The 13,282-nt window shown below is 59.7% G+C and carries 11 protein-coding genes; 8 read left to right on the top strand and 3 right to left on the bottom strand.

Going from position 1 to position 13,282, the window contains the following annotated elements; genetic code table 11:
• The first annotated feature begins 30 nt into the window (after positions 1-30).
• Complete coding sequence (locus HQN82_RS15300; RefSeq protein WP_004445271.1) at positions 31-381, top strand: ribbon-helix-helix domain-containing protein; 351 nt, start codon at positions 31-33, stop codon at positions 379-381.
• Positions 382-458: 77 nt separating this feature from the next.
• Here HQN82_RS15300 and HQN82_RS15295 read toward each other — a convergent pair whose 3' ends face one another.
• From HQN82_RS15295 to HQN82_RS15285, 3 genes are all read right to left on the bottom strand, one after another.
• Positions 459-1,379 carry an ABC transporter permease gene (locus tag HQN82_RS15295; RefSeq protein ID WP_004445269.1) on the bottom strand — a complete coding sequence of 307 codons (921 nt, stop codon included), beginning with the start codon at positions 1,377-1,379 and terminating at the stop codon, positions 459-461.
• Complete coding sequence (locus HQN82_RS15290) at positions 1,372-2,382, bottom strand: ABC transporter permease (RefSeq protein WP_004445267.1); 1,011 nt, start codon at positions 2,380-2,382, stop codon at positions 1,372-1,374. The genes HQN82_RS15295 and HQN82_RS15290 overlap by 8 nt, the downstream gene beginning before the upstream one ends.
• Before the next feature lie 141 nt (positions 2,383-2,523).
• Positions 2,524-4,233: a peptide ABC transporter substrate-binding protein gene (locus HQN82_RS15285; protein ID WP_173615154.1), complete on the bottom strand. Its 1,710-nt coding sequence runs from the start codon at positions 4,231-4,233 to the stop codon at positions 2,524-2,526.
• 305 nt (positions 4,234-4,538) lie between these two features.
• Between HQN82_RS15285 and HQN82_RS15280 the strand changes: the two genes are divergently transcribed.
• From HQN82_RS15280 to HQN82_RS15250, 7 genes are all read left to right on the top strand, one after another.
• Positions 4,539-5,702 (top strand): M20 aminoacylase family protein, encoded by a 1,164-nt coding sequence (locus HQN82_RS15280; RefSeq protein WP_173615153.1) that lies wholly within the window; start codon positions 4,539-4,541, stop codon positions 5,700-5,702.
• A 49-nt stretch (positions 5,703-5,751) separates the two neighbouring features.
• Positions 5,752-7,602 (top strand): ABC transporter ATP-binding protein, encoded by a 1,851-nt coding sequence (locus HQN82_RS15275; protein WP_173615152.1) that lies wholly within the window; start codon positions 5,752-5,754, stop codon positions 7,600-7,602.
• 282 nt (positions 7,603-7,884) lie between these two features.
• A complete protein-coding gene (locus HQN82_RS15270; protein WP_004445260.1) occupies positions 7,885-8,838 on the top strand; it encodes a sugar-binding transcriptional regulator in 954 nt (317 codons plus the stop codon).
• Positions 8,839-8,982: 144 nt separating this feature from the next.
• Positions 8,983-10,296: an ABC transporter substrate-binding protein gene (locus tag HQN82_RS15265; protein ID WP_034496827.1), complete on the top strand. Its 1,314-nt coding sequence runs from the start codon at positions 8,983-8,985 to the stop codon at positions 10,294-10,296.
• Between the two features lie 166 nt (positions 10,297-10,462).
• The gene (locus HQN82_RS15260; protein ID WP_034496826.1) at positions 10,463-11,335 is read left to right on the top strand and encodes a carbohydrate ABC transporter permease; all 873 of its coding nucleotides are present in this window, start codon (positions 10,463-10,465) and stop codon (positions 11,333-11,335) included.
• 12 nt (positions 11,336-11,347) lie between these two features.
• Complete coding sequence (locus tag HQN82_RS15255; RefSeq protein WP_004445255.1) at positions 11,348-12,172, top strand: carbohydrate ABC transporter permease; 825 nt, start codon at positions 11,348-11,350, stop codon at positions 12,170-12,172.
• 12 nt (positions 12,173-12,184) lie between these two features.
• Positions 12,185-13,183, top strand: coding sequence for an ABC transporter ATP-binding protein (locus tag HQN82_RS15250; RefSeq protein ID WP_173615151.1), 999 nt, complete (start codon positions 12,185-12,187; stop codon positions 13,181-13,183).
• The last annotated feature ends 99 nt before the right edge of the window (positions 13,184-13,282 follow it).

The following is a 13,282-nucleotide window of genomic DNA, read 5'->3' as shown; positions in this document are numbered from 1 at the left end:
TATATCTCAGGCGTGGTGAGGGAGGAAACTATGTGCAAGCTCTTCATCAAGGCAGACCCGGCGCTCTGGGAAAGCCATACGCGGTCGCTCCGCATCGATGGCATGGTCACCAGTGTCCGGCTTGAGAACTTTTTCTGGACGACGCTGGACGAGATCGCGCGGCGCGACGGCATGAACAGCGTGCAGCTCATCGCCAAGCTTTACAACGAATCGATCGATGCCGGGCACGATCTCGGCAATTTCACCTCGTTCCTGCGGGTCTGCTGCGGGCGTTATCTCGCGCTTCAGCTTTCCGGGGATATTCCGGCGCGGAACGATATCCCGATTGCGGCGCTGGATGCGGACAGCATTCTGGATGCTGAAAAGGTGAATTATCACTAGGACGCGTCCCGCTTTTGTGCCGCGATACGCTCAACCTCATCCCTGTGCTTGTCACAGGGATGAGGGAGGGGAAGCGTTCAGCTCTTTAGCGCCCGCGGATCAAGCGCATCGCGCACGGCATCGCCGATGTAATTCACGCTCAGAACCGTCAGCGAAATCGCCAGCCCCGGCCACAACACGCGCGAGGGCGTCAGTTGCAGGAAGTTCGCGCCGTCGAACAGCAGCCGTCCCCAGGTCGGAAAGTCGGAGGGGAAGCCGAGACCGAGGAAGGAGAGGGCGGATTCCGTGATGATGGCGGCAGCGATGCCGAGCGTGGCGGAGACCATGATCGAGCTCAGCACATTCGGCAGAATATGCCTGAGAATGATGCGGTATTCGCGCATGCCGCTCGATTTCGCGGCCATGATGAATTCCTGGCTTTTGATCGTCAGCACATCACCGCGCACGATGCGGGCTGTATGCATCCAGCTGGTTATCCCGATCACGAAGACGATCAGGATGAAAATACCAGTCTCCGGCCCAAAGGCCGCACGCAGCGTATCGCGAAACAGCATCAGGATGACGAGCAGCAGCGGCAAAAGCGGTAGCGCCAGGAACAGGTCGGTGAGGCGCATCAAGGGTCCGTCCAGCCTGCGGAAATAACCTGACAGAACACCCACCAGCGTGCCGAGGAACAGAGCCAGCAGCATGGCGGTGATGCCGACGGCAAGCGAAATGCGCCCGCCGGCCAGGACCTGCGCCAGCATGTCCTTGCCAAGATTATCGGTGCCGAAGGGATGCGCAAGCGACGGCCACTGGTTGCGCGCCTTCACATTGATGGCGTTCGGAGCAACGGTGTGGATGTAAGGCCCGACATAGACCGCGAGCAGGATGAAGATGAAGACGAAGAGCCCCGCCACGCCGCCCTTGTGAACGCGAAACTGTTTCCAGATATCGGCAAGGGCGGATTGCGTGGGGGTGGCCGCAACCGTCGGCGCTGTAATGGTGGCGTCAGTCATAGCGGATCCTCGGGTCGAGAATGCCGTAAAGTACGTCGGCAATCAGGTTGAAGAGCACGATCAGCACCGCAAAGATGAAGGTCAGCGTCTGAACCAGCGGAATATCCGCCCCCTGAACGGCTGTTATCAGCAATTGGCCAAGCCCGTTCACGCGGAAAATCTGCTCGGTGATGATGGCGCCGGAGAAGATGGTCGGCACCCCAAGCGCAATAACCGTTACGACCGGGATGAGGCTGTTGCGCAGCACGTGAATGAGCAGCACGGATTTTTCCTTCACGCCCTTGGCGCGTGCGGTGCGCACATAATCCTGATGCAGATTGTCGAGCATGGAGGCGCGCACGAAGCGGCTGATCTGCGAGACGTTATAGAGCGTCAGGACCAGCACCGGCAGGAACATCTGCTTCACCTGCGCCACGAAGCTCGCCCAGTCCGTGACCCTCAGATTGGTGTCGTAGACTGAAGGGAACCATTGCAGGTAAGAGCTGAAAATGACGACCAGCAGCACGCCGGTGAAGAAGGTCGGCACCGAATAACCGACCATGGAGACGAAAGTGCCGATCTGGTCGAAGATCGAATATTGCTTGTAGGCGGAGATCACCCCGATCGGGATCGCTAGCAGCGCACCGAAGAGATAGGCAAGGCCTACCACCCACAGTGTCTGCGGCATGCGCTGGATGACGAGATCGACCACCGGGCTGCGTGTCGCCCAGGAAAGCACCCGCATACGGCTGCCATCGCCGATCTGCCAGCCGGTCAGCTTTTCGAAGAGGTTCAGCGGCTCGTTGATGAAGAATTGCTGCAGCCACATCAGGTAACGGATGAAGAAGGGCTGGTCGAGGCCAAGCGAGGCGCGGATTTGCTCACGCACTTCAGGCGGGATGGTGAGGGGAAGGTCGCCGGTCGGATCGTTGGGCGCGAGATCAAGCAGCGCGAAGATGACGAAGCTGATGACGAGCAACGTCGGAACGGCAAAGGCTAGCCGCCGGAGCGTAAAGGTAAACATCTGAAACTCTCCAGACCCAGAGCGCGGCAGAGCGAAAATTGGGAGCTATTTCGCCTTAACGCGGCAAATGTGTCTTCAGAACATGGTCCAGGGGCATGCAGAAGGCCGGCCCCTCCGGGGAGAAGCCGGCGCATCTGCGTGTTACTTCTTGCGGGACCAGTCCGCGACGTTCCAGAGTTCCGAGTCCCAGGCATTCATGCGCACGCCTTCCAGCGTCAGCGAATGCGAGGAAACGCTGCCGCGGTGGATGAGCGGAATATGCGCGCCTTCCTCCGTCAGCATGTCGTTGAGCTGCTTGGAAATCTCCGCACGCTTGGCAAGGTCGGCGGTCTTGGAGAGTTCACCCACAAGCTTGTCGAATTCCGGGTTGCAGTAACGCGGAATATTCTGCCCCTGCCAGCCGTTTTCAGGGGCCGGAATCTTGTCGCACAGCCATTCCGCCAGATATTTTTCCGGGTCCGTACCGTCGAAGTTGTTGGTGTACATTTCGACGTCGGCATAAAATTTCTGGAAGGTATCCGGGCTCGCCGGGTCGCCGCCGAAGAAGACCGAGGCGCTGACATTGCGCAGTTCGGAAGCGACGCCGATCTGCGACCACATGTCCTTCACCAGTTCCTGCGTGGCCTGGCGAACCGAGTTGGTGGACGTCTGGTAAAGGAAGGAAAGTTTCACGCCATTCTTGGCGCGAATGCCATCGGCACCCTTCACCCAGCCGGCATCGTCCAATAGCTTGTTTGCGCCTTCCACATCCTGCTTCAGGCACCAGCTGTCATTCTTGGTGGAAGCGACGGCTTCTGGAGCCGGTACGATGTTGCAGGTCGGCTTGCCCGCTTCTCCGTAGCCTGCTTCATCGATGACCTCACGGTCGATGGCGAGCGAAAGCGCGCGGCGCACGGCGGGATCGGAAATTGCCGGATGGGGACCGGCCTGTTTGGTGGAGCGCTTGTCGCCCAGCGAAGGATCGGCATTGTACCAGTTGAGATTGATACGCTCGACCTGCGTGCCGAAGGCGGTTTCCAGCTTGCCCTTCCCGGCGGCCACCATGGTGGCGAGGATTTCCGGCTCCACCTGCATGTTCCAGGCATAGTCGAATTCCCCGGTTTCCAGCACGGCGCGCGCGGCGGAAGCGGCATCGCCGCCGCCCTTCAGGGTCGCCGTGGCGAAGGCGGGCTTGGCGGGGTCACGGTAATTGGGGTTGGCAACAAAGCTGATGACGTCGTTCGGCTTGAAATCCTTGACGACGAAGGGGCCGGTGCCGATGGGGCCGAAATTGGCGGAGGTGCAGCCGGGAGCCGCCGCGCCGACGCATTTTTCAAACTGCTTCTTCTGGATGACCGGCGACTGTGCGCCCACGAATGCCGAATAGGGGTAGGGTTTCGGCTCGGTGAAGCTGACTTTGACGGTGTGGGCGTCGACGGCCTCGACGTTCTTCACGCCCTCATATTGTGCCGCCTGCGCGCAGCCGCCATCGGGTGCGGTGCAATATTTCCAGGTGAAAATAACGTCCTCGGCGGTGAAGGGCGTGCCATCCGACCACTTCACGTCGCTTTTCAGCTTCCAGGTCATGCTGAGCAGATCCTTCGCGACGCCGCCATTGTCGATCGTCGGAATTTCCGTCACCAGCATCGGCACCAGCTCGCCCTTTTCGTCATACCGCGCCAGCGGCTCGATAACCATGGACGAGCTGTAGACTTCCTTCGTGCCACCCGAAAGATAGGGATTAAGCGTCGATACGGCCTGCCAGAACAGGATTTTCAGTTCGCCGTCACTGCCGCGCTCGGCGTGGGCGGCAGAGCCCGCGAGAGCCATGGCCGCCACCGTGCCGGCAAAGAGAACGCTGCGCTTCTTCATTGTCGTTTTCCCCTTTTTGGATTTTATCTGTTTGAATGTTTGACGCTTTTCCCGTCGTCATCTGCAAGGTCTGTTGTTCTAACTATTTGACTTTGCTAAGGAATATTCCTCCATTCCCGATGATGCTATTGTCAGTTTTTTTGAAAAGCAAGTCCCAATGTCTCATTGATGAACAAATTTTGAGCCATTTAGTTTTGGGCCTATTTTTCGCCCATGCAGCAAATTTCATGCTTGCAAAAGAGGAAATTCCAAACTCAATATGGCGTCCGACAACCCGGCGGGGAACAAAAAAAGGGAAAAAGAGAATGCCGATATTGAACCGTGTGGCTGAAATGCAGGAAGAAGTTGCCGGTTGGAGGCGCCATCTGCATGAACACCCGGAACTGCTCTACGATGTCTACGAAACATCGAAATTCGTTGCCGAGAAACTGAAATCCTTTGGCTGCGACGTGGTCGAAACGGGCATTGGCAAAACAGGCGTGGTCGGCATCATCAAGGGCCGGCACGGGGATGGTCCGACCATCGGTTTCCGATCCGATATGGATGCGCTGCCGATCCTTGAGACGAGCGGCAAGCCATGGGCCTCGAAGACGCCGGGCAAGGCCCATTCCTGCGGTCATGACGGGCATACCGCCATGCTTTTGGGTGCGGCGCAATATCTGGCCGAGACGCGCAATTTCAAGGGGTCGGTGGCGGTGATCTTCCAGCCGGCGGAAGAAGGTGGCGCTGGAGCGCTCGCCATGTTGAATGACGGCATGATGGAGAAATTCGGCATCTCGCAGGTCTATGGCATGCATAACGAGCCGGGCATCCCCGTCGGGCAGTTCGCCATCCGCAAGGGTTCCACCATGGCGGCTGCGGACAGTTTCGAAATCACCATCACCGGCAAGGGCAGCCATGCGGCGGCACCGCATCTTTCCATCGATCCGGTGCTGACTTCGGCGCATATCATCATCGCCCTGCAATCCATTGTCTCGCGCGAGACGGATCCGTTGAAATCACTCGTCGTCACCGTGGCCACCACCCATGGCGGCACGGCGTCCAACGTCATTCCCGGTGCGGTGACGCTGACCGGCACCGTGCGCACGCTGCTGCCGGAGACCCGCGATTTCGCCGAAAAGCGCCTCAAGGAAGTGGCCGCCGCCACCGCCATGGCTCATGGCGCGACGGTGGAGGTGAAATACGATCGCGGTTATCCCGTCACGTTCAACCACAGTTACGAGACAGAATTCGCGACCGGCGTGGCAATGGGTGTGGCCGGCGCCAACGCCGTCAACACCAATCCCAATCCGCATATGGGCGCCGAGGATTTCTCCTACATGCTGGAAGCGCGCCCCGGCGCCTTCATCTTCATCGGCAATGGCGATACCGCCGGGCTGCACAATGCCGCCTATGATTTCAACGACGACGCGCTGCCTTACGGCATCAGCTACTGGGTTTCGATGGCCGAAACCGCACTTGCTGCATGAGACATCTGGCGGCCCCTCGTGGCCGCCTTCTGCTTTTCAGGAGATCGGCATGCTTTTGGCAGCGACATCAATGGAACAGACCGGCGGTTCGGTCAGCCCGGTTTTATCGGTTCAAAATCTCACCACCTCCTTCCGCGTCGATGGCGGCTGGAAATCCGTGGTGCGCAATATGAGTTTCGAGATCGCGCCGCGTGAGACGGTTGCGATCGTTGGCGAGAGCGGCTCGGGCAAGAGCGTCACCTCGCTCTCCATCATGCGGCTCCTCGATAAAAAGACGAGCCGCATCGAAGGCAAGGTCATGCTCGGCGGGCGCGATCTGCTGGCGCTGCCGGAAGAAGAGATGCGCAAGGTCCGCGGCAAGGACATTTCGATGATCTTCCAGGAGCCGATGACCAGCCTCAACCCGATCTTTCCGATCGGCAAGCAGATCGCCGAAGCGCTGACCGTGCATCAGGATATTTCCTCCTCTGCCGCAAAGGCCGAGGTCATCCGGCTTCTGGAAAAAGTCCGCATTCCCAATGCGAAGAACCGTTTCGACGATTATCCACACCAGTTTTCCGGCGGCATGCGCCAGCGCGTGATGATCGCCATGGCGCTTGCCTCCAAACCGAAGCTGCTGATCGCCGACGAGCCCACGACGGCGCTCGATGTGACCATTCAGGGCCAGATTCTCGACCTCATCAAGACATTGCAGGAAGAGGAGGGCATGTCGGTCCTCTTCATCACCCACGATATGGGCGTGGTGGCGGAAGTCTCTGACCGCACCATCGTCATGTTCCGTGGCGATGTGGTGGAAACCGGCACCACCGACGACATCTTCCATCGTGGCCGCCACCCATATACGCGTGCCCTGCTTTCCGCGGTGCCGAAGCTGGGTTCGATGAAGGAAAGGCTGCTGCCGGCCCGTTTCCCGATCATCGATATCAAGACCGGCGAAAGTCAGCCGGTGGCGGACGTGAAGGATACTGTCTCCGGCGGCCGCACGCCCATCCTTTCGGTCAAGGATCTGACCACCCGTTTCGACATCCGCTCCGGCCTGTTCGGCCGCAAATCCGGCGCCGTGCATGCGGTGGAAAAGGTTTCCTTCGATCTCGCCGAGGGCGAAACCCTCTCGCTGGTGGGTGAATCGGGCTGCGGCAAGTCCACCACGGGCCGCTCCATCACCCGGCTGATCGAGCCGACGTCAGGCAATGTCATGCTCGATGGCTACGAGGTGCTGAAGCTTGACAAGACGACGCTGCGAACGATGCGCCGCAGCGTGCAGATGATCTTCCAGGACCCCTTCGCCTCGCTCGATCCGCGCATGAGCGTCGGCACGGCGATCATGGAGCCCTTTATCGAACATCGCCTCGGAACCAAACAGCAGGCCCGGGAAAAGGCGGCCGATCTTCTGGAAAAAGTGGGCCTCAGCCCGGACATGATGCGGCGGTTCCCGCATGAATTTTCCGGCGGCCAGCGCCAGCGCATCGCCATTGCCCGCTCGCTGATGCTCGATCCCAAGGTCATCGTCGCCGATGAGGCGGTCTCGGCGCTCGATGTTTCGATCAAGGCGCAGGTCTGCAACCTGCTGCTCGACCTGCAGCAGAACCTCAACCTCGCCTTCCTGTTCATCAGCCATGACATGGCGGTGGTGGAACGCGTCAGTCACCGGGTGGCGGTGATGTATCTCGGCGAAATCGTCGAGATCGGCCCGCGCGCTGCCGTCTTCGATAACCCCCAGCACCCCTATACGAAGAAGCTGATGTCCGCCGTTCCGGTGCCCGATCCCGCGCGACGGCAGATCAAGCGCAACATGGCGACCGACGAGATCAGAAGCCCGATCCGGCCGGTGGACTATGTGCCGCCGCAGCGGCTTTATCGTGAGGTTTCGGCGGGGCATCTGGTGCAGGAAGCGGCGTGATTGAGCAGTGCTGGCTTCGGGCTGACGCAGGTAAAGGGACCGGGTGGTTCCCGCATATTTCTTCTCCCCGCCGGGGAGAAGTCCGCGGCAGCGGGATGAGGGGGCAAGCTCTCCGCATATTACTGGCGTTGCCCCCTCATCCGACCCTTCGGGCCACCTTCTCCCCGGCGGGGAGAAGAATTACGCCGCACCGCCCAGCGTTCTCTTCCGCATCCCCCGTTTGACAGCCGCTGCAAAAAAATGCCAGCAAATGCGCAGACGTAATTCTCAGAGGGCAGCGGCATGGCCAGACGAAACGACGCACATGGACGGCTGGATGATGCGGCCCGTGCCGGCTGGCTTTATTATGTCGCCGGTCGCACGCAGGACGAGATTGCCGCCGCCATGGGCATTTCCCGGCAGTCGGCGCAGCGGCTGGTGTCGCTGGCCGTTGCCGAGCGGCTGATCAAGGTTCGGCTCGACCACCCCATTGCCGCCTGTCTCGAGAAGGCCGAGCGTCTCAAGGAAAAATTCGGCCTTGGATATATCGAAGTCGTGCCGAGCGATCCTGCCGGGATTTCTTCCACGGTGGGGATCGCCGAGGCCGGAGCGGCGGAAATCGAGCGCTGGCTGAGAAATGTCGATCCCATCGTGCTCGCCATCGGCACCGGCCGTACATTGAAGGCCGCGGTGGATCAGCTGCCGCCGATGGAATGCCCGCAGCACCGCATCGTCTCGCTGACGGGCAATATCGGCCCAGACGGATCGGCCGCCTATTACAACGTCATCTTCAGCATGGCCGACGCGATCAAGGCCAGGCATTTCCCGATGCCGTTGCCGGTGCTCTGCTCATCGGCGGAAGAACGCGAATTGCTGCACGACCAATCCATGGTGCGCTCCACGCTGGCGCTGGGGGCCGCTGCCAATGTTACCTTCGTCGGTATCGGTGAGCTCGGCGAAAATGCACCGCTCTGCGTCGATGGGTTTCTTGATGTCGATGAGATGAAGGCACTGATGGCGAGCGGGGCGGTGGGAGAGATTTGTGGGTGGATTTATGATGCCAACGGCCACATCCTCGATCACGCTGTCAACGAGCGCGTCGCCTCCGTTCCCATTCCCTCACGAGACACCTGCACCGTCATCGGCATGGCGCAGGGTGCGCGCAAGAACGCATCGATTCTGGCGGCGCTGAAGGGTGGCCTGTTGAACGGCCTCATCACCGACGAAGCGACAAGCGAATATTTGCTCACGCACTGAGCAAAAATTAATCACGTAAAATCAAGAGCTTGGTTTTTCCATGTGCGTCGCAGCACAGGATGTCGCTTGACATTTTTGGTCTCCGGGTGAGTAAATGCCCCAGAGCAAAGCGAATGCTCATCATTTTTCTTCTGGGAGGAAGATATGACATTGAAGACCATTTTGCTGGGCGCATGCTCGGCACTCGCCTTTTCGACCCTTGCTTCCGCCGAAACGCTGACCATTGCCACCGTGAACAACGGCGACATGATCCGCATGCAGGGTCTCACCTCGGACTTCACCGCCAAGAACCCGGATATCAAGGTTGAATGGGTAACGCTTGAAGAAAACGTCCTGCGCGAGCGCGTGACGACCGATATCGCCACCAATGGCGGTCAATATGACATCATGACCATCGGCAACTACGAAGTGCCGATCTGGGCCAAGCAGGGCTGGCTGCTGCCGCTCGAAAAGCTCGGCGACAAATATGACGTCGACGACATTCTGCCGGCGATCCGTGGCGGCCTTTCCGCTGACGGCAAGCTTTACGCAGCCCCCTTCTATGGCGAATCCGCCATGATCATGTATCGCAAGGACCTGTTTGAAAAAGCCGGCCTGAAGATGCCTGATAACCCCACATGGGAATTCATCGGCGATGCGGCCCGCAAGATCACCGACCGCAAGGCCGATATCAACGGCATCTGCCTGCGCGGCAAGGCCGGCTGGGGCGAAAACATGGCCTTCATCAGCGCGCTCACCAACTCCTTCGGTGGCCGCTGGTTCGATGAAAACTGGAAGCCGCAATTCGATCAGCCGGAATGGAAGAGCTCGCTGCAGTTCTACGTTGATCTGATGAAGGATGCCGGCCCGTCCGGTGCCTCCTCCAATGGCTTCAACGAAAACCTGACGCTGTTCCAGCAGGGCAAATGCGGCATGTGGATCGATGCCACGGTGGCAGCCTCCTTCGTGTCCAACCCGAAGGATTCCACCGTTGCCGACAAGGTCGGTTATGCACTCTTCCCGACCCATGGCGAGCTGAAGAACCACGGCAACTGGCTGTGGTCCTGGAACCTTGCGATCCCGAAGAGCTCGCAGAAGGCTGAAGCTGCGGAAAAGTTCATCTCCTGGGCAACCAGCAAGGATTACACCGCACTCGTCGCTTCCAAGGAAGGCTGGGCAAACGTGCCTCCGGGCACCCGCACCTCGCTTTACAAGAACGCCGACTATGAAAAGGCCGCCGCCTTCGCCAAGCCGACGCTTGCCGCCATGGATGCCGCCGACATCACCAAGCCGACTGTAAAGCCTGTGCCTTACACCGGTGGGCAGTTCGTGGCGATCCCTGAATTCCAGGCGCTCGGCACCACGGTTGGTCAGCTGTTCTCGGCGGTCGTCGCCGGCCAGTCCAGCGTCGATGATGCGCTTGCCAGCGCCCAGTCGACCGCGACGCGCGAAATGACCCGCGCCGGTTACATCAAGTAATCCTCCCGAAGATCGCTGTCCGGCGCCAATGCCGGGCAGCGAGACTGCGGGCTGAAGACCGCCATGCGGCTTCGATAGCTTTCAAATCAAAACAAGAATGAGCCGGTTCTTCCGGATATGCCGGGCGCATCTCTTGATGCCCGAGCCCAAGGGGAGGTGAGTGCAAATGGCAACACGAAACACAAGCGGTCTTGCGCGGGTGATGCTTGCGCCTTCGGTTCTGCTGCTTCTGGTCTGGATGATCGTGCCTCTGGCAATGACCCTGTGGTTCTCGTTCCAGAACTACAACCTCCTGAACCCAGCCAATGTCAGCTTCGCCGGCCTGTTCAATTACCAGTATTTCTACACCGATCCGGCCTTCTTCCAGTCGATCTGGAACACGCTTCTGATCGTCGGCGGGGTGCTTTTGATCACCGTCATCGGCGGTATTGCCATTGCGCTTTTGCTCGACAACGACATTTTCGGCCAGGGCATTGTGCGCATCATGATCATCTCGCCCTTCTTCGTCATGCCGCCGGTGGCAGCATTGGTGTGGAAGAATATGATCATGCATCCCGGCTATGGGGTGCTCGCCGATCTGTCGCGCTTCTTCGGTTTCCAGCCGGTGGACTGGTTTGCACAGTTTCCGCTGCTGTCCATCATCATCATCGTCGCCTGGCAATGGTTGCCCTTTGCGACGCTGATCCTGCTCACCGCGCTGCAATCGCTCGATGGTGAGCAGAAGGAAGCGGCCGAGATGGATGGGGCCAACTTCGCCAACCGCTTCATCTATCTGACGCTGCCGCATCTTTCCCGCGCCATCACGGTCGTCATCCTCATCCAGACGATCTTCCTGCTCGGCGTCTACGCGGAAATCCTCGTCACCACCAATGGCGGCCCAGGCTACGCTTCCACCAACCTTGCCTTCCTGATCTATCGCACCGCACTTCTGGGTTATGACGTGGGTGGCGCCTCGGCCGGCGGTATCATCGCCGTTATCCTCGCCAATATCGTCGCCATCTTCCTGATGCGCGCGGTCGGCAAGAACCTCGACCGGTAAAGGGGAAACATCATGGCCCGCAAGACAACCACTCGCGCAAAGATCGGCTTCTCCATCGCTGCATGGATCGTCGCGCTCCTGCTGTTCTTCCCGATCCTTTACGCCTTCCTCACTTCCATCAAGACCGAGCCGGAGGCGATCGCCGGCTTCAGCCTCATCCCCTCGGGCACGCTTGAGAATTACGTGACGGTCCAGACCCAGCGCGATTACTTCAAGCCCTTCATGAACTCGGTCGTGCTGTCGCTCGGCTCGACAATCATCGCGCTGATCATCGCCATTCCCGCCGCCTGGGCCATGGCGTTCTCGCCGACCAAGCGCACCAAGGACATTTTGATGTGGATGCTTTCCACCAAGATGATGCCGGCCGTGGCCGTGCTGGTGCCGATCTATCTGATCTTCCGCAATGCCGGCCTGCTCGATACCCGCATTGGCCTCACCATCATGCTGACTTTCATCAACCTGCCGATCGTCATCTGGATGCTCTACACCTATTTCCGGGAAATTCCCGGCGAGATCCTGGAAGCGGCGCGCATGGATGGTGCATCGCTGTGGAACGAGATCGTGCATGTGCTGACACCGATGGCGGTGCCCGGCATTGCCTCGACGCTGCTCTTGAACGTCATCCTCGCCTGGAATGAATCCTTCTGGACCATCCGGCTGACCACCACCAATGCGGCACCACTGACGGCCTTCATTGCCTCCTTCTCCTCGCCGCAGGGGCTGTTCTGGGCAAAACTTTCGGCCGCCTCGATGATGGCGATCGCCCCCATTCTCGTCATTGGCTGGTTCTCGCAGAAGCAACTCGTGCGCGGCCTGACCTTTGGCGCCGTGAAATAAGGAACGACAAACATGGGCAGCATTTCCCTTCAGAACGTGTCCAAGGTCTTCGGTGAGGCAAAGGTCATCCCGTCGATCGATCTCGATATCAATGACGGCGAATTCGTCGTCTTTGTCGGTCCGTCCGGCTGCGGCAAGTCCACGTTGCTGCGCCTCATCGCCGGGCTCGAAGACGTCTCCGGCGGCAAGATCGTCATTGATGGCAAGGATGTGACCGAGCGTGCGCCGGCCGAGCGTGGCCTTGCCATGGTGTTCCAGTCCTATGCGCTTTATCCGCATATGAGCGTTCGCAACAACATCGCCTTTCCGCTGAAGATGGCCAAGCTCGACAAGGCCGTCATCGACAAGAAGGTGGAGGATGCCGCCCGCGTGCTGAACCTCACCGATTATCTCGAGCGCCGGCCCTCGCAGCTCTCGGGCGGCCAGCGCCAGCGCGTGGCCATCGGCCGCGCCATCGTGCGGGAACCCTCCGCCTTCCTGTTCGACGAGCCGCTTTCCAACCTCGATGCGGCACTGCGCGGCACCATGCGGCTGGAAATATCCGAGCTGCACAACACGCTGAAGACAACGATGATCTACGTCACCCACGACCAGGTGGAAGCCATGACCATGGCCGACAAGATCGTTGTCCTGAACCGCGGCAATATCGAGCAGGTCGGCTCGCCGATGGAGCTTTATCGTTCTCCCGCCAACCTCTTCGTTGCGGGCTTCATCGGCTCGCCGCGCATGAACCTCATCACCGGCGACTTCGCCCGCAGCAAGAATGCCACCACCGCCGGGGTACGGCCGGAACATCTGGTGCTATCGAAGGAAAGCGGGCTGTGGCAGGGCAAGGTCACGGTCGCCGAACATCTCGGCTCCGACACTTTTCTGCATATCGATGTCCCAGGCATCGGCCCGATTACCGCCCGCGCCGACGGCGAATTCGCCTGCAAACACGGCGACACTGTCTTCATCACGCCCGACGATACCAAAATCCACAGGTTCGATGACAAGGGCAAAGCAATCTAGGCGGGGCTGGCCCTCAAGACGCAGCGGCTCGCCATTCGGTGGCGGCCGTTTGCAGATAGTCCGAATGCCCGCGACAGGGCGATTGGCAAGACCACCGTT

Origin of the sequence: Agrobacterium pusense, from assembly GCF_013285525.1 — a bacterium.
Taxonomy (GTDB): domain Bacteria; phylum Pseudomonadota; class Alphaproteobacteria; order Rhizobiales; family Rhizobiaceae; genus Agrobacterium; species Agrobacterium pusense.
Note: the sequence above shows the minus strand (reverse complement) of the source record. Positions and strands in the feature narration are given on the sequence as shown.